The 16,279-nt window shown below is 64.1% G+C and carries 16 protein-coding genes; 7 read left to right on the plus strand and 9 right to left on the minus strand.

Translation table 11 applies throughout. From position 1 onward, the window contains the following. Positions 1-68 precede the first annotated feature (68 nt). From ABIB90_RS33595 to ABIB90_RS33620, 6 genes are all read right to left on the minus strand, one after another. Entirely contained in the window at positions 69-773 is a 705-nt protein-coding gene (locus tag ABIB90_RS33595; RefSeq protein ID WP_354162910.1) for an ABC transporter ATP-binding protein, read from the minus strand. Further along, on the minus strand, positions 757-1,488 hold the full coding sequence (locus ABIB90_RS33600; RefSeq protein ID WP_354162913.1) for an ABC transporter ATP-binding protein: 732 nt from the start codon (positions 1,486-1,488) through the stop codon (positions 757-759). Before ABIB90_RS33600 ends, ABIB90_RS33595 begins: the two co-directional genes overlap by 17 nt. Further along, positions 1,485-2,468 carry a branched-chain amino acid ABC transporter permease gene (locus ABIB90_RS33605; protein WP_007593738.1) on the minus strand — a complete coding sequence of 328 codons (984 nt, stop codon included), beginning with the start codon at positions 2,466-2,468 and terminating at the stop codon, positions 1,485-1,487. Before ABIB90_RS33605 ends, ABIB90_RS33600 begins: the two co-directional genes overlap by 4 nt. Then, positions 2,468-3,346, minus strand: a complete 879-nt coding sequence (locus ABIB90_RS33610) for a branched-chain amino acid ABC transporter permease (protein WP_007593739.1) — start codon at positions 3,344-3,346, stop codon at positions 2,468-2,470. The genes ABIB90_RS33605 and ABIB90_RS33610 overlap by 1 nt, the downstream gene beginning before the upstream one ends. 153 nt (positions 3,347-3,499) lie before the next feature. After that, positions 3,500-4,744, minus strand: coding sequence for an ABC transporter substrate-binding protein (locus tag ABIB90_RS33615; protein WP_354202224.1), 1,245 nt, complete (start codon positions 4,742-4,744; stop codon positions 3,500-3,502). 89 nt (positions 4,745-4,833) lie between these two features. Then, positions 4,834-5,649 (minus strand): putative hydro-lyase, encoded by an 816-nt coding sequence (locus tag ABIB90_RS33620; protein WP_354202225.1) that lies wholly within the window; start codon positions 5,647-5,649, stop codon positions 4,834-4,836. 120 nt (positions 5,650-5,769) lie between these two features. On the opposite strand from ABIB90_RS33620, the gene ABIB90_RS33625 reads away from it, so the two are divergent. The 4 genes from ABIB90_RS33625 to ABIB90_RS33640 all read left to right on the plus strand — a co-directional run bounded on the left by ABIB90_RS33625 (position 5,770) and on the right by ABIB90_RS33640 (position 10,135). Further along, entirely contained in the window at positions 5,770-6,687 is a 918-nt protein-coding gene (locus tag ABIB90_RS33625) for a LysR family transcriptional regulator (protein WP_007593745.1), read from the plus strand. A gap of 78 nt (positions 6,688-6,765) precedes the next feature. After that, the gene (locus ABIB90_RS33630; protein WP_354162921.1) at positions 6,766-8,016 is read left to right on the plus strand and encodes a Zn-dependent hydrolase; all 1,251 of its coding nucleotides are present in this window, start codon (positions 6,766-6,768) and stop codon (positions 8,014-8,016) included. 12 nt (positions 8,017-8,028) lie between these two features. After that, positions 8,029-8,940 (plus strand): NAD(P)-dependent oxidoreductase, encoded by a 912-nt coding sequence (locus ABIB90_RS33635; protein ID WP_354202226.1) that lies wholly within the window; start codon positions 8,029-8,031, stop codon positions 8,938-8,940. Positions 8,941-9,061: 121 nt separating this feature from the next. Further along, the gene (locus tag ABIB90_RS33640; RefSeq protein WP_354202227.1) at positions 9,062-10,135 is read left to right on the plus strand and encodes a malate/lactate/ureidoglycolate dehydrogenase; all 1,074 of its coding nucleotides are present in this window, start codon (positions 9,062-9,064) and stop codon (positions 10,133-10,135) included. Between the two features lie 167 nt (positions 10,136-10,302). Here ABIB90_RS33640 and ABIB90_RS33645 read toward each other — a convergent pair whose 3' ends face one another. After that, positions 10,303-11,376 (minus strand): tartrate dehydrogenase, encoded by a 1,074-nt coding sequence (locus ABIB90_RS33645; protein WP_007593753.1) that lies wholly within the window; start codon positions 11,374-11,376, stop codon positions 10,303-10,305. A gap of 11 nt (positions 11,377-11,387) precedes the next feature. On the opposite strand from ABIB90_RS33645, the gene ABIB90_RS33650 reads away from it, so the two are divergent. The 3 genes from ABIB90_RS33650 (at position 11,388) to ABIB90_RS33660 (ending at position 13,842) form a co-directional block, all read left to right on the plus strand. Then, complete coding sequence (locus ABIB90_RS33650; RefSeq protein WP_198288235.1) at positions 11,388-11,528, plus strand: hypothetical protein; 141 nt, start codon at positions 11,388-11,390, stop codon at positions 11,526-11,528. A gap of 5 nt (positions 11,529-11,533) precedes the next feature. Then, positions 11,534-12,310 (plus strand): SDR family oxidoreductase, encoded by a 777-nt coding sequence (locus ABIB90_RS33655; RefSeq protein WP_027568933.1) that lies wholly within the window; start codon positions 11,534-11,536, stop codon positions 12,308-12,310. A gap of 113 nt (positions 12,311-12,423) precedes the next feature. Continuing rightward, on the plus strand, positions 12,424-13,842 hold the full coding sequence (locus tag ABIB90_RS33660) for an amidase (protein ID WP_354162937.1): 1,419 nt from the start codon (positions 12,424-12,426) through the stop codon (positions 13,840-13,842). A gap of 79 nt (positions 13,843-13,921) precedes the next feature. Here ABIB90_RS33660 and ABIB90_RS33665 read toward each other — a convergent pair whose 3' ends face one another. Next, positions 13,922-15,028, minus strand: coding sequence for an amino acid ABC transporter permease (locus ABIB90_RS33665; RefSeq protein WP_354162940.1), 1,107 nt, complete (start codon positions 15,026-15,028; stop codon positions 13,922-13,924). Positions 15,029-15,030: 2 nt separating this feature from the next. Next, the gene (locus tag ABIB90_RS33670; protein ID WP_219682667.1) at positions 15,031-16,218 is read right to left on the minus strand and encodes an amino acid ABC transporter permease; all 1,188 of its coding nucleotides are present in this window, start codon (positions 16,216-16,218) and stop codon (positions 15,031-15,033) included. Between the last annotated feature and the right edge of the window lie 61 nt (positions 16,219-16,279).

Here is a 16,279-nt window from a genome sequence, read left to right on the forward strand (position 1 = left end):
AACGACATGCGGGAACGCTTGCCCCGGATATCGCTTCGCTCATCCGGGCTACGGCAGTGTGCTTGCAGCTACAGCCCCAGATACGCCTTGCGCACATCCGGATTGCCTTTGATCTCGCTTGCCGAGCCCTGCATCAGCACGCGGCCGGTTTGCAGGATGTAAGCGCGGTCGGCGATTTCCAGGCATTCCGCCATGCGCTGCTCGACGATCAAAACGGTCATGCCGGCGTCGCGGATGCGTTTCACGGCCTGGAAGATCTCGTCGACCAGCTTCGGCATGATGCCCTGCGAGGGCTCGTCCAGCATCAACAGCCGCGGGCGCGTCATCAGCGCGCGGCCGATGGCGAGCATCTGCTGCTCGCCGCCGCTGAGCGTCTCGGCGCGCTGCTCCAGGCGCTCGGAGAGACGCGGAAACAGTTGGAACACGAGATCGAGCGGACTCTCGCGGTCGGCCTCGCCGCGGTAGAGATAGCTGCCGAGGCGCAGATTGTCTCGCACGGAGAGGCGCGGAAACAGTCGGCGGTTCTCCGGCACGTAGGCGATGCCGGTGGCGGTGATGTGGTGCTGCGCCATGCCGTCGAGGCGCTTGCCATCGAACGTCACCGTGCCCGAGCGCGGGCGCTCGGCACCGGCGATGGATTTCAGCAGTGTCGACTTGCCCGCGCCGTTGGCGCCGGCGACGCAGACGATCTCGCCCTTCTGGACCTCGATCGAGACCGCGGAGATCGCGACCAGGCCCTGATAGGCGGTCGTGACTTCACGCACCGACAGCATGACGATCTCCCAGATATGCGCTGATCACCTTGGGATCGCGAACGATTTCAGTCGGCTTGCCCTCGACCAGCACCTTGCCGAGGTCGAGCACGATGGCGCGGTCGACCAAAGGCATCACGATCTCCATGACGTGCTCGACCATCAGCACGGTGATGCCGGCGTCACGCACCTTGCGCACCAGCGCCACACCGGTCTGCGCCTCAGTCGGCGTCAGGCCGGTGAGGACTTCGTCCAGCAGCAGAAGTTTTGGTTGCGTCGCAAGCGCGCGCGCGACTTCGAGGCGGCGCTTTTCGGCCGGCACGAGGTCGCTCGCGAGCACGTTGGCGCGCGCGGCAAGGCCGGTGAATTCGAGCACCTCATGCGCCTTGCGGCGTGCCTCGCGCATCACGGTGTTGCGCACGAGAGCGCCGACGATGACGTTGTCGATAACGGTCATGGTCTCGAAGCTCTTGACGACCTGGAAGGTGCGCCCGACGCCGCGCTGGCAGCGCTCGGCGGCCGGCATGCTGGTGACATCCTCGCCGTCGAACCAGATCGAGCCTTGCGTCGGCGGCAGCACCCCGGCGATGAGATTGAATAGCGTGGACTTGCCGGCACCATTCGGGCCGATCAGACCGACGATCTCGCCGCGGCCGACCGAAATCGAAACGTCGCTGTTGGCGACGAGGCCGCCGAAACGCTGCCAGACGCCGCGGGTTTCAAGCAGTGGGGTCATCGCGTGGCTCCCTTCCGCTTCGCACGAGAGAACAGGCTCACCAGACCCTGCGGCAGGGCGAGCGAAATCAGCACGATTAGCGTGCCGTAGACGATGAGGTCGACGCCGCGGCCGGATCCGCCGATATAGGAGCGTGTCAGCTCCGTCATCGGGATCAGGATCGCAGCCCCTAACACGGGCCCCCAGAGGGTGCCGATGCCGCCAAGCACGGCCGGCAGCGCCATCAGCAGCGAGAACTGGAACCCCATCACGCTTTCAGGATCGATATAGGCGAGAAACTGCGCATAGAAGGCGCCGCCGATGGCGACGAGGAAAGCGGAGACGGCAGCCGCGCCCATCTTGGAATTGAACACGACGACCCCGAGGCTCTCGGCCGCTTCCGGATTGTCCTTCACCGCGCGCCACCAGAAGCCCCATTTGGAGTCCTCTAACCACCAGGTGACGAACCAGGCGAGGCTGCACAGCACCAACGCGAAATAGAAGTATGGCAGCTTGCTGCGCATGAACTGGAATTTCAGCCAGCTGTCGCCACGCACCGGAATGGTGATTCCCATCGCGGCCCCCGCCCATTCCCAGTTCTGGAACAGCAGCAAGCCGATCTCGGCGATGACGATGGTCGCGATCACGAAATAATGGCCGCGCAGGCGGAAGAAGGGATAGCCGAGCCCCATCGCGATTGCGGCCGCGACTGCGCCGCCGGCGAGCATGCCGAACCATGGCAGCACGCCGAACTTGGTGAACAGCAGCTCGGTGGTGTAGGCGCCGATGCCGAAATAGAGCGCATGTCCCAGCGAGATCTGTCCGCAATAGCCGGAGAGAATATTCCAGCTCTGCGAGAGCGCCGCATACATCAAAGTCAGGATCAGGATGTTCTGGACGTAGACGTCCTTGATGAACAGGGGAGCGAGCGCCGCCAGGGCGGTCAGCACCGCGGCGATGATGAGGTCGCGGCGGCGCCGCGCGGCAAAATCCTTGTCCATCACATCGATCCGAACAGGCCGCGCGGCCGGATGAAGACGACCAGCAGGTAGACGGCGTAAATGCCGACCGATTTCAGCGAGGGTGGCAGCACCAGCGCGGTGGTGGCCTCGACGAGGCCGACGATGATCCCGCCGGCGAAAGCGCCGAACACGCTGCCGAAGCCGCCGAGCGCGACCGTGACGTAGGCGATCAGCGCAAAGGACGCGCCGACGTCGGGGTAGATATAGAAGAAGCTTGCCATGATCGCTCCGGCGAGGCCGACCAGCGCGGCACCAAGCCCCCAGCCGAGCGCGAACACGCGATTCTTGTCGATGCCGACGAGCGCCACCGCGCCGGGATCTTCACGGGTGGCCTCCAGCGCGCGACCGAAATCGGTGCGGTGGATGAAGAAGTAGAGGCCGGCAAAGGCCAGGATCGCAACCAGCGCGCCCATGAGCTGCGGCTCGGGCAAGAAGACGCCGGCGATCGAGATCGTCTTGCCGCCGAGCCAGGAATGCGGAACGCTGCGATAATCCGGCGTGAAGAAGAACTGCGCGAGGCCGCGCATCACGATGGCGAGGCCGAAGGTGGAGAAGATCTGCACCATGCCCGCATTGGCCTTGGCCCGCATGGCGAAGCGCACGATCAACAAATAGACCACCGCTCCGAATACGAACAGGGCAGCGGCCACCAGCGGCGCCGACAGCAAGGGGTCGATGGCGAAAAACGTGAACAGGAAGAAGCTCACATACATCGCGATCATCAAGAACTCGCCATGGGCGAAGTTCACGACGTCCATCAGGCCGAAGATCAGCGCGAGGCCGACGGCGATCAGTCCGTAGAGCAGGCCCATGAGGAGGCCGCTCGCGAGACTTTGGATAATGGTTTGGGCTGTCAAAAGTCTGTCCCCCCCAACTACGTCCTCATCCTGAGGAGCGCGCACCGCGCGCGTCTCGAAGGATGGCCCAGCCCTCGTCCTTCGAGACGCGGGCTGCGCCCGCTCCTCAGGATGAGGGCGGGAGCTACGATCTGTGCTCCCGCCCGCCGTGTCTTACTTCATCGGCCAGATCGCCTCGGCGATCGCGGCCTGCGGCGGGAAGATGGTGACGAACTTGCCGCCGACATATTGCAGCAGCACCGGGTCGGCGTCGTTGTTCTGGCCCATCTCGTCGAACTTGACGCGCTTCCAGGGCATGATGGTCTGCTCGCCCGGGATGTCGGTGGCGGCGAGCGCGTCGCGGATCTTCTCGCCGTCCGTCGACTTGGCGCGGCTGATGGCGTCGGCGAGGATGATCAGGCCCATGAACTGACGCGAGGTGAGATCGTTGAAATCCTTGCCCGACCGCGTCTTGAACATCTCGTTGATCTTGCCGACCATCGGGCGCTTCTGCGCGAGATCGAGCGAGAAGGTGCCGCGCGAGATCACGCCTTCGAGCTTGTCGCCGACGGCGTCATAGAGCGCCTTCTCGGAGAAGCCGGCGTCCTGCGCCACGATCGCGTTCGGCTTGTAACCGAGCTCGGCCATGGTCTTCACCAGCAGGATGCCGTCGGTGGTGTAGCTCGACGGCATCAGCACGTCGGCGTTGGCGCTCTTGAGCTGCTGCACCTCGGCCGAAAGCGAGGGCGAGTTGGCGCGATACTTGATGTCCGCGACGATCTTGTAGCCGCGCTCGCCGGCGATCTTGGCCTGGGCATTGGCGGAATCGGTGCCGAAGATAGTGTCTTCGTGGAACAGCGACAGCGTCTCGATCTTGGTGTCCTTCTTCTTCAAGGCATCGAAGAAGTCGAACATCGCGGCCGAGTACATCTCGTCGTGCGGGGAGGCGCGGAAGTAATATTTCAGGCCGCGGCGATGCAGGCTGGGTGAGGAATTGTCGGCCGAGACGAACGGGATCTGGTAGCGCTCGCAGATCTGGCTGACCGTGACGGCGACCGCGCTCTGATAGGTGCCGATGATGGCGCAGACCTTCTCCTGCGTGATCAGGCGCTCGGCCTCGGCACGGCCCTTCTGCGGATCGGCCTGATGGTCGGCGAACACGAGGCGGACTTTTGCGCCGCCGAGGCCCGGCAGGCCTTCGCCCTTCGCCAGCGGCAGGTCGAAATCCGTGGCCTTGTTGATGACCTCGAGCGCGGTCTCATAGGCCTTCTGCGCATCGACGCCCTGCTGCGCGCTGCCGCCGGAGAACGGATAGATCACGCCGATCACGACTTCCGAAGTCTGTGCGCGCGCTGCCAGCGGCACGAGCGCGGCCGTAGCGGTGGCTCCCAACAATACGTCGCGGCGAGTGATCGTCATGGCAAAGTCCCCTGTTACTGAATTTCGGCTGATCGAATGAAGCGATTGATGGGTGCGGTAAAGCTCGAAGAAGCAGCAAACGCTGCCCACTAAATCACGGCCATGGTCCTGTTCTTGAGATCCGTCACCAGCATCAGGCCCGGCGAATGCGTGATCGCGAACGGCAGCCTGGCAGCATTGATGACCGATTGCGGCGTCACGCCGCACGCCCAGAACACCGGGATCTCGTCTTCTCCAACCGGGACCGGATCGCCGTAATCGGGCTTGGCGATGTCCTTGATGCCGATCAGATGCGGATGGCCGAGATGCACGGGCGCGCCGTGCACGGCCGGATAGCGCGAGGTGATCTGGACCGCGCGGATCGCATCCGCCGGCTTGAACGGACGCATCGACACCACCATGGGACCGGCGAAGGGACCGGACTCGCCGCAGGCGATGTTGGTGCGATACATCGGCACGCGCACATTGTGCTCGATGTGGCGGATCGGCATGCCCTCGTCGAGCAGCGCCTCTTCGAACGAAAAGGAGCAGCCGAGCACGAAGGTCACGAGATCGTCGCGCCAGTGCTTTGTCACATCGGTCGGCTCGTCCACGACTTCGCCGTCTCGCCAGACACGGTAGCGCGGCACGTCGGTGCGGATGTCGAGATCGGCGCCGAGCGCCGGGATGTGCGGACTGCCGACATCGGACATGCCGATGATCGGGCACGGCTTGGGATTGAGCTGGCAGAAGCGGTGGAAGGCGCCGGCATATTCCGCCGGCAGGATCGCCAGATTGCCCTGGACGAAGCCGGGGGCGACGCCGGCGGTGGAGGCGACCAGCCCCTCGCGATAGGCGAGCCGCGCCTTGCGGCTCGGGAGGGTGTCGGGCGTTTCAGTTTGCTGCACTGCCACCAAAACAGTCATGAGATCGACCTGCCTATAAACTCGACAAAGACAAGCCAACACCACGCGTGCTATAAAGTCTAATCTTCCTTTCTAATCAATATCGATAAATTTCATTTATCGGACGGGAAAATCCTTCCAATGCTGGACTTCAGATCAATCGAGACGTTTCTTTGGGTTGTGAAGCTCGGCAGCTTTCGCGGCGCCGCAGCACGCCTCAACACCACCCAGCCGGCGATCTCCCAGCGCATCGCCCAGCTCGAGCGCGAGATGGGGGTGAAGCTGTTGAACCGCGACCACCGCGTGGCCTCGCCGACGCCGAGCGGCCGGCAGATGATGGTCTATGCGGAGAAGCTGATCGGCCTGCGCGCCGCGATGATCGCCGAGATCGGCGACCGCTCGGCGATGCGCGGCGTGATGCGGCTCGGCGTCGCCGAGACCATCGTGCACACCTGGCTGCCGCGGCTGGTGAAGAGCATGAACGAGGTCTATCCGAACCTGTCGCTGGAGATCGAAGTCGACATCACGCCGAACCTGACCGCGCGCCTGCTTGCGCAGGAGATCGAGCTCGCTTTCGTCGTCGGTCCGCTCTCGGCGTCCGGCGTGCACAATCGCGTCCTCGCCGACTATCCGATCGGCTTTCTCGCCAGCCCCTCGCTCGGCCTCGGCCATGGACCGGTGACGCGGGCCGAGCTCGCGCGGTTTCCGATCATCACGTTTCCGCGGAAGACGCGGCCCTACGAGGTCGTACGCGAAGTGTTCGACCGGCCGGAGCTGCCGCCGATCCGCCTGCATGCCTCCGCCTCGCTTGCGACCGTGATCCATATGGCGGTCGAGGGCCTCGGCATCGCCGTGATCCCCGACGCCATCGTCGAGAGCGAGCTCGCAGACGGGCGGTTGCAACTGCTCGACACCGATCTCAAAATCGCGCCGCTGACATTCACCGCGAGCTGGCTCGCCTCGCCCGACGTCGTGGCGGTGGAGCGGGTCGCAGAGCTTGCATGTCAGATTGCGCAGAGCAGCCTCGCAGTTGACGCGCCCGCGCCGGCGCGTCATTGAAACAGGCGCCGGATTTCTTTCGTCATTCCGGGGCGCTCGAAGAGCGAACGCGGAATGACAGCTAAGATGGACTGACGCATGACCCGAGCCGCCACCAATTTGCAAATCGATTCCGCCCGCCTCTGGGGCTCCATCCACGAGACCGCGCAGTTCGGCGCGACGGCGAAGGGCGGCGTGCGGCGGCTGACGCTGAGCGCGGAGGACAAGCTGGTGCGCGACTGGTTCCGCAAGGCCTGCGAGGACGCCGGCTTAGAGGTGCACACCGATGCGCTCGGCTCGCAGTTCGGCCTGCGCAAGGGACGCGACATGTCGAAGCTGCCCGTCGGCATCGGCTCGCATCTCGACACGCAGCCCACCGGCGGCAAGTATGACGGCATCCTGGGAACGCTCGGTGCGCTCGAAGTGATCCGCACGCTGAACGATGCCGGAATCGAAACCGAAGCGCCGATCTGCGTCGTCAACTGGACCAACGAAGAGGGCTCACGCTTCGCTCCCGCGATGATGGCCTCCGCCGCCTATGTCGGCGACTTCACCACTGACGACATCCTGTCACGCAAGGACGCCGATGGCACCACCGTCGGCCAGGCGCTCGACGGCATCGGCTATCGCGGCGACAAACCGGTCGCGTTCCAGAAGCTCGGCTGCTTCGTCGAGTTGCACATCGAGCAAGGCCCGATCCTGGAGGCCGAAGGCAAGACCATCGGTGTGGTCGATTCCGGCCAGGGCGTGCTTTGGTACGACGGCAAGATTTCCGGCTTCGAGAGTCATGCCGGATCGACGCCGATGCCGCTGCGGCGCGATGCGCTGGCGACGCTGTCCGAGATCGTGCTGGCGATGGAAGCCATTGCGAGGAAGCACGGGCCGAAGGCAGTCGGCACCATCGGCGAGGCCGTGATCGCAAACCCTTCGCGCAACGTCATTCCCGGCGAGATCGCCTTCACCATGGATTGCCGCAGCGCGGATGACGCGATCATGGACGCGCTCGATCGCGATCTTCGTAGCGCGATTGCCGAGATCGCCGCACGCCGCAAGGTCGAGGTGAAGATCGACCTGGTCTGGCGCAAGCCGCCGACGCATTTCGATCCGAAGCTCATTGCAGCGGTGGAAAACGCGGCGAAGACGCTCGGCTACTCCTCTCGCCGCATTACCTCCGGCGCCGGCCACGACGCCTGCAATCTCAACACAATCATGCCCGCCGCAATGGTGTTCGTGCCCTGCAAGGACGGCATCAGCCACAACGAGCTGGAAGACGCTACGCAGCCCGATTGCGCCGCGGGCACCAACGTCCTCATGCACACGGTGCTGGCGATCGCCGGCGTCGCATCCTGACCGGAGAGAATCATGCGCGGAGTTTTCGTCGACGCCAATGAAGCCCTCGCCGTGATCTTGGAGCGGCTGGAGCAACCGGGCGATCCCAAGGTGCGGATCCACAGGGATCCCGACATCAAGCCCGAGCAATATCCCGAGATCCTCGACGGCGCCGAGATCGCGATCGTCGACCACACCGCGCTGCCGACCGATGTCGCAAAGAAGTGCGCGGGGCTGAAGCATGTCGTGTTCCTCGGCACCGGCGCGCGCAGCTACATGAACCCGGAGGAGCTCGCTGAGCTCGGCATCTCCGTGCACCTGATCAAGGGCTATGGCGACACGGCGGTTGCGGAATGCGCGATCGCGCTGATGTGGGCCTCGGCGCGGGGCATCGCGATGATGGACCGCGAGATGCGCGTCGGAAACTGGCTGCGCGAAGACGGCATGCAGCTCACGGGCAAGACGCTCGGCCTGATCGGCTTCGGCGGTATTGCCGCGGAAGTCGCGCGCATTGCCTCGGGCAGCGGCATGAAGGTGATCGCCTGGAACCGCTCGCCGAAGAGCTATCCGGGCGTGGAATTCACCGATCTCGATTCGGTGTTGGCGAGAGCAGACGTCGTATCGCTGCATCTGCTGCTCAACGACGAGACGCGCGGCATGATCACCCGCGAGATGATCGCGAAGATGAAGCCGGGCGTCATCCTCATCAACACCGCCCGCGCCGCCGTCGTCGACGAGGCCGCCATGATCGATGCGCTGAAGTCGGGGCACATCCGCCATGCCGGCCTCGACGTCTTCAACATCGAGCCATTGCCCGGCGATCATCCGCTGACAAAACTGCCGAACGTAACGTTGTCGGCGCATTCGGCGTTCCGGACCCCGGAGGCGAGCGAGAACCTCATTCATGCGGCGTGGGAGCACTGCCGCCGGATCGTGAAAACGTAGGGTGGGTTAGCGAAGCGTAACCCACCACCCTCGACGTTCGCGAAGACAGAAGAGGTGGGTTACGGCTTTGCCTAACCCACCCTACGCACCGCAATCTTGGAAAGGGATAAGAGCACCAACAATGGCCGACTATCGCACCATCAAGGCACAGCCGCTCATCGAAGCCATCAGTGCCATCGTCAAGGCCGGCGGCTCCACGGACCGCGAGGCCGAGCTCGTGTCCACCAATCTCGTCGAGGCCAACCTCAAGGGGCACGATTCCCACGGCGTCGGCATGATCCCGCGCTATGTCCAGAGCGTCACCACGGGCGGCCTCGCCGTGAACCAGCACGTCAAGATCGTGCTCGACACCGGCCCGCTTCTCACCCTCGACGGCCTCACCGGTTACGGCCAGGTGATCGGCCATGAAGCGATGGAGCTGGCGGCCGAGCGGGCCAAGCGCAACGGCGTGTGCCTCGTCGGCCTCTCCAACTCGCACCATATCGGCCGCATCGGCCACTGGGCCGAGCAATGCATCGACCATGGGCTGGTCTCGATCCACTTCGTCAACGTGATCTCGCGCCCGATCGTGGCCCCCTGGGGCGGCAGCGATGGGCGCCACGGCACTAATCCGTTCTGCGTCGGCATCCCGCGCAGGGGCAAGGACCCCATCGTGCTCGACTTCGCCACCAGCAGGATCGCGCAGGGCAAGACCCGCGTCGCCCACAACAAGGGCGTCGAGCTCGAGCCCGGTACCATCATCGACAACGAGGGCAAGCCGACCACCAATCCGCGCTACACCGTGATCCCGCCGTACGGCGCCATCCTGCCGTTCGGCGAGCACAAGGGTTCGGGACTCGCGCTGGTGTGCGAAATCCTCGGCGGCGCGCTCTCCGGCGGGCAGGTGGTCAAGGGTCCGTCCGATGGCAAGTACAACGTCCTCAACGGCATGCTCTCGATCATCATCGATCCGACCAAGCTCGGCACCGCCGAGAATCTCGCGCGCGAAGTCGAGAGCTTCGTCGCATGGCACACGGGCTCACCTCCGGCCCCAGGCATCGACAAAGTGAAGATCGCCGGCGAGCCCGAGCGCGAGACGAAGAAGAAGCGGCTCGCGGAAGGCATTCCGGTCGATCCGACCACCTGGCGGGATATTTTGCTGGCTGGGAAAACGTTTGGGCTGGATCAGGCGGCGATCGAGAAGATCGCGGGCTGAGCCATTATAAACCGGTGTCGTCCCGGACAAGCGCAGCGCAGATCCGGGACCCATAACCACAGGAAGTGGTTTGGCGAAGACTCGCGGTTACCAGCGAGTACCGCAACTACTCCCTGGGGTAATGGGTCCCGGCCTTCGCCGGGACGACACCGTGGTTGATCGCTTGCTTAATCCACCATGTCCGCGACCGCCTTGCCGCAAGCCGTGGTGTCGGCGTTGCCGCCGAGGTCCTTGGTGCGGAGCGTGCGCTCGGCCAGCGTGCGCTCGATCGCATCGACGATCGACTTGCCGGCTTCCTTCTCGCCGAGATGTTCGAGCATCATCGCGCCGGACCAGATTGCGCCGATCGGATTGGCGATGCCCTGCCCCGCGATGTCGGGCGCCGAGCCGTGCACCGGCTCGAACACCGACGGGAAATTGCCCTCGGGGTTGATGTTGCCTGATGGCGCGATGCCGATGGTGCCGGTGCAGGCCGGGCCGAGATCGGACAGGATGTCGCCGAACAAATTGGAGCCGACCACGACGTCGAACCAATCCGGGTGCAGCACGAAATTCGCCGTCAAAATATCGATGTGGTACTTGTCCCACTTCACGCCCGGAAACTTCTTCGCCATCGCCTCCACGCGCTCGTCCCAATAGGGCATGGTGATGGAGATGCCGTTCGACTTGGTCGCCGACGTCAGGTGCTTCTTCGGCCGCGACTGCGCGAGTTCAAACGCGAACTTCAGGATGCGATCGACGCCGATGCGGGTCATCACCGTCTGCTGCGTCACGAACTCACGGTCGGTGTCCGGGAACATGCGGCCGCCGACGGAGGAATATTCGCCTTCGGTGTTCTCGCGCACCACCCAGAAATCAATGTCGCCGGGCTTGCGGTTGGCCAGCGGCGACGGCACGCCCGGCATCAGCCGTACCGGGCGCAGATTCACATACTGATCGAACTCGCGGCGAAACTTGATCAGCGAGCCCCACAGCGAGACGTGATCCGGAATCTTGGCCGGCCAGCCGACCGCGCCGAAATAGATCGCGTCATGCTTGCCGATCTTGTCCTTCCAGTCGTCCGGCATCATCTGGCCGTGCTTCTCGTAATAGTCCCAGGACGAGAAGTCGAAATGATCGAAATGAAGGGACACCCCGTGCCTCTTCGCCGCGGTCTCCAGAACGCGCAGACCCTCGGGCATCACTTCCTTGCCGATGCCGTCGCCAGGAATGACCGCGATCCGGTATTGTTTCTTGCTCATCGAGAACGTCCTTGATTGCTCCGGCAGCCGCCGCCTTTTTGACCGCACTGCAATGGACCAAACGCGGCGGCAGTGCAACGCTGCACTGCAATGTTGACCATGGCGCGGCCGACCGCCTACTGATTTTATTCCCGTTCCTCTCCTGCGAGTGACTCCCATGGATCTGCATCTGCGTGGCAAGCGCGTCCTGATCACGGGCGCGTCCAAGGGCATCGGCGCAGCTGCCGCCGAGGCCTTTGCCGAGGAAGGCTGCCATCTCCTCCTCGCCGCCCGCAACGGCGATCAGCTCAAGGCTCTGGCCGAGCGCTTGCGCTCGGCGCACCAGATCGATGCCGCCACGAGCATCGTCGATTTGCGCAAGAGCGAGGATTTGACGCGGCTCGCCAAGGAAGCCGCCGACATCGACGTGCTCGTCAACAATGCCGGCGACATTCCCGGCGGCTCCATCGACAAGATCGACGAGGCGACCTGGCGCCACGCCTGGGAATTGAAAGTGTTCGGCTACATCAACCTCACGCGCATGATCTATGCGCAGATGAAGGCGAAGGGCGGTGGCGTGATCGTCAACGATATCGGCGCCGCCGGCGAGAAATTCGACGCCAACTACATTTGCGGCAGCGCCGGGAATGCCGCGCTGATGGCCTTCACCCGCGCGCTCGGGGGCAAGAGCCTCGCCGACAACATCCGCGTGGTCGGCATCAATCCCGGCCCTGTCGGCACCGACCGTCACGTCACTCTGCTGAAGACACGGGCAAAGCACCAGTTCGGCGACGAGAGCCGCTACAAGGAATTCCAGAAGAGCCTGCCGCTCGGCAGGCCTGCGCATGCGCGCGAGATCGGCGACCTCATGGCGTTCCTGGCGTCGGATCGCGCGGGCTACACGTCCGGCGTGATCTACACGGTGGACGGCGGCATCAGCGCAGGCTGGGGTTGATTAATCTCGTCATTGCGAGCGCAGCGAAGCAATCCAGAATCTTTCCGCCTTGACAGACTGGATTGCTTCGCTGCGCTCGCAATGACGCTTGAACAAGTACAGGAGTAAAATAGTTGTCTCAAGAGTTGATCCGAGAAACCGCTTGCGCCGTGGTCGACAAGCTGCGGTCCGGCGACGTCTCGCCGCTGGAACTGTTGGATGTGCTGGAGAAGCGTATCGGCGAAGTCGACGGCAAGGTCAACGCGCTGCCGACGCTGTGCTTCGATCGCGCGCGGGATAGCGCAAAGGCGCTGATGCGGAAGCCGGCCGGTGCGCGCGGATTACTCGCAGGCCTGCCGGTGCCGATCAAGGATCTGACCGACGTTGCTGGCGTGCTGAACACCCAGGGCTCGCCGATCTTCAAGGACAATGTGCCCAAACAGTCCGACCTCATGGTGGAGAACCTCGAAGGTAACGGCGCGGTCGTCTACGCCAAATCCAACACGCCGGAATTCGGTGCGGGCGCCAACACCTTCAACGAGGTGTTCGGCGCAACGCTCAATCCCTGGGATACGTCCAAGTCGGCAGCCGGCTCGTCAGGCGGCGCAGCCGTTGCGCTCGCCACCGGCATGGCCTGGCTCGCGCAGGGCTCCGACATGGGCGGCTCCTTGCGCAGTCCGGCAGCTTTCTGCGGCGTCGTGGGGATGCGGCCGAGCATCGGCCGGGTCGCGCATACTCCAAAATCAGCCATCGATCGTAATCTCGGCGTCGTTGGCCCGATGGCCCGCAACGTCGAGGATCTCGCGCTGCTGCTGGATGCCATGAGCGGCGACTATGCTGCCGACCCGCTGTCGCTGCCGGCGCCGTTGACCTCGTTTCTCTCGGCGGCGCAGTCAGGCAGCAAACCGAAGCGCATCGCCTATTCGGCGGATCTCGGCATCACCCCGGTCGATCCCGAAGTCAAAGCGATCACGCGGAAGGCGGCGGAACGCTTTGCCGAAGCCGGCGTCATCGTCGAGGAGGCACATCCGGACTGGCGCGAGGCGCATGAGTGCTTCCACGTGCTGCGCGCGTTCGACTTCGCGATCAGCAAGGCACAGCTGCTGCGCACCAAGCGCGACCTGCTCAAGCCCGAAGTGATCTGGAACATCGAGGAAGGCCTCAAGCTCACGATCGAGCAACTCGAACGCGCCGAGGCGCAGCGCGTCGGCATGACCGCGCGTGCGGTCGAGTTCTTCAAGAGCTACGATCTGCTGCTGGTACCGACCACCATCGTGCCGCCCTTCCCGATCGAGCACCGCTATGTCGCCGAATGCGCCGGCAAGAAGTTCGACAATTACGTCGAGTGGCTCGGCATCGTCTATGCGATCACGCTCGCCTGCTGTCCCGCGCTGTCGCTGCCCTGCGGCTTCACGGCGTCGGGCCTGCCGGTCGGACTGCAGGTCGTCGGGGCTCCGCGCGCTGATGCGCAGGTGATCGCCGGCGCGAAGACGCTGGAGGATATCTTGGGCGTGCGTGGCACAACACCGATTGATCCGCGGGTGAAGAACTAGGCCCCCACTCTCGTGCCCCGGACGCGGCGCAGCGCCTCTTCGGCGGCGCGCTGCACCTTGTCCGGGACAAGAGAGATACTCACCTTCCGCTTGTCGCCTCCAGGCTCCGGCTATACCGCGACATCGCGAAGCAGAAGACAAAATAGATGGCGGCGACGAAGATGTAGACTTCGACGGAGAATTGCTGCCATGCCGGATCGATGATCGCGGTCTTGGCCGTCGTCAGCAGGTCGAAGATACCGATGATCAGGACGAGGCTGGTGTCCTTGAAGAAGGCGATGAAGGTGTTGACCAGCGGCGGGATGACGTGGCGGATCGCCTGCGGAAGGACGATCAGCCGGTTCTTGCGCCAGTAGGACAGGCCGAGCGCGTCGGCGGCCTCGTATTGCCCGCGGGGCACGGCCTGGAGGCCGCCGCGAATGACTTCGGCAAGATAAGCCCCCGCGAACAAGATGATCGCGACCTGCGCGCGCAGGAGTTTGTCGATGTTGAATCCGTTCGGCATGAACAGCGGAAACATCACGCTCGCCATGAACAGCAGACTGACCAGAGGCACGCCGCGGATCAGCTCGACATAGAGCACGCTGAGCGAGCGGATCGCCGGCAGTTTTGAGCGCCGGCCGAGTGCGACCAGGATGCCGAGCGGGAAGCCGAAAGCCAGACCAAAGGTCGCCAGGATCAGCGTCACCGGGAGGCCGCCCCAACGGTCCTGCGAGACGAACGACAGGCCGAGTATGCCGCCCCACATCAGCATGCTGATCAGCGCGAGAGCGGCGATCCAGAGATAGGCCAGCTCGCGCCGCCATAAGGCGCGGCGGGTGGAGAGATAGAACAGGGCGATGAACAGCAGCACCGCCAGCGCCGGCCGCCACTGCTCGTCGAACGGATAGGTGCCAAACAGGATGAAGCGGTATTTCTCGGGGATGATCGCCCAGCATGCACCGACGCCGCGTACCGCGCGGCAGGCGCTGGAATCGTTCGCCGGGGTGAGCCAGACCGCATTGGCGATGCCCCACTGCGCGAAGCTAAAGAGGCCCTTTGCGAGCACTGCCAGCAACACGACCGAGAGAATGCCGTTCGGGATAGACGAGAACAAATTGGTGCGCAGCCAGCGCAGCACCGGATTGCCGATCTGCGGGCGGCGGGCGGCGCGCGGTACTTCCGGAATGTCGGCGATCGCCGTCATGGTCAGCGCTCCACCAGCGCGATGCGCGAATTGTACCAGTTCATGAAGAAGCTGATGCCGAGGCTGATGGTGAGAAACACCGCCATGATCAAAGCAATGGCCTCGATCGCCTGCCCGGTCTGGTTCAACGTCGTGTTGGCGATCGAGACCACGTCCTGATAGCCGATCGCCACCGCGAGCGAGGAGTTCTTGGTCAGGTTGAGGTACTGGCTCGTCATTGGGGGCACGATGACGCGTAGCGCCTGTGGCAGGATGATCTGCCGCAGCATGAAGCTCCGGCGCAGTCCCAGCGCATTGGCGGCATCCCACTGGCCGCGCGGCACCGACTGGATGCCGCTGCGCACGATCTCGGCGATGAAGGCCGAGGTGTAGGTGACGAGCGCGATCAGCAACGCGAAATATTCCGGCGCGAGCGTCAGCCCGCCGACGAAGTTGAAGCCGCGCAACTCCGGCCATTCGATCGTCCAGGACACGCCGAGAAGCACGGACACCGCCGCAGGCAGCACAACAAGCAAGCCGAGTCCAAAAGGCCAGGACGGCCGCGGCTTGCCGTCGCGCATTTGCTGCGCGATGAGCCGCCGCCGGATGACGTAGAACACGACAAGCCCGAACACTGCCGCGCCGAGCACGCAAAGCTGCGGCGTCCCGATCGGAATCGCCGGCAGGATCAACCCGCGATTGGACAGGAACACGCCCTCGATCGGCCGCCATGCCGCGCGCGCTGCCGGCAGCGCCTGCATCAGCACGTACCAGAACAGGAGCTGGAGCAGCAGCGGGATGTCGCGGAGCGTTTCGACATACACCGCGGCGAGCCGCGACAGCAGCCAATTGGCCGACAGCCGCGAGATGCCGATCACCGTGCCCAGGATGGTTGCAAGCACGATTCCGATCACGGCAACGCGCAGGGTGTTGGCGATGCCGACGACGAAGGCCCAGAGATATGAGTCTCTCGGATTGTAGGCGAGCAGGCTGTCGGAGATGGGCATGCCGGCCTCACGGCCGAGGAAGGCAAAACCGGTCGTAATGCGGCGCGCGGAGAGATTGGTGACCGTGTTGGACCAGAGAAAGGCGATGACCGCGACTGCGATCCCGACCACCAGGGCCTGCCAGAACAGGCCTTTCAGCTCGCGTCGTCCGAAAGCGCCGAAGAAGCGACGGCGCGGCGGCGGTCTCGGAGCGTCTGACGTCACAGCACAAAAATCCTTCTCAAGACAACGATTTCCGGCGGCGTACGTCAAGTGTTGCACCAAA

This window comes from Bradyrhizobium sp. JR4.1 (genome assembly GCF_040548605.1).
GTDB lineage: Bacteria > Pseudomonadota > Alphaproteobacteria > Rhizobiales > Xanthobacteraceae > Bradyrhizobium > Bradyrhizobium canariense.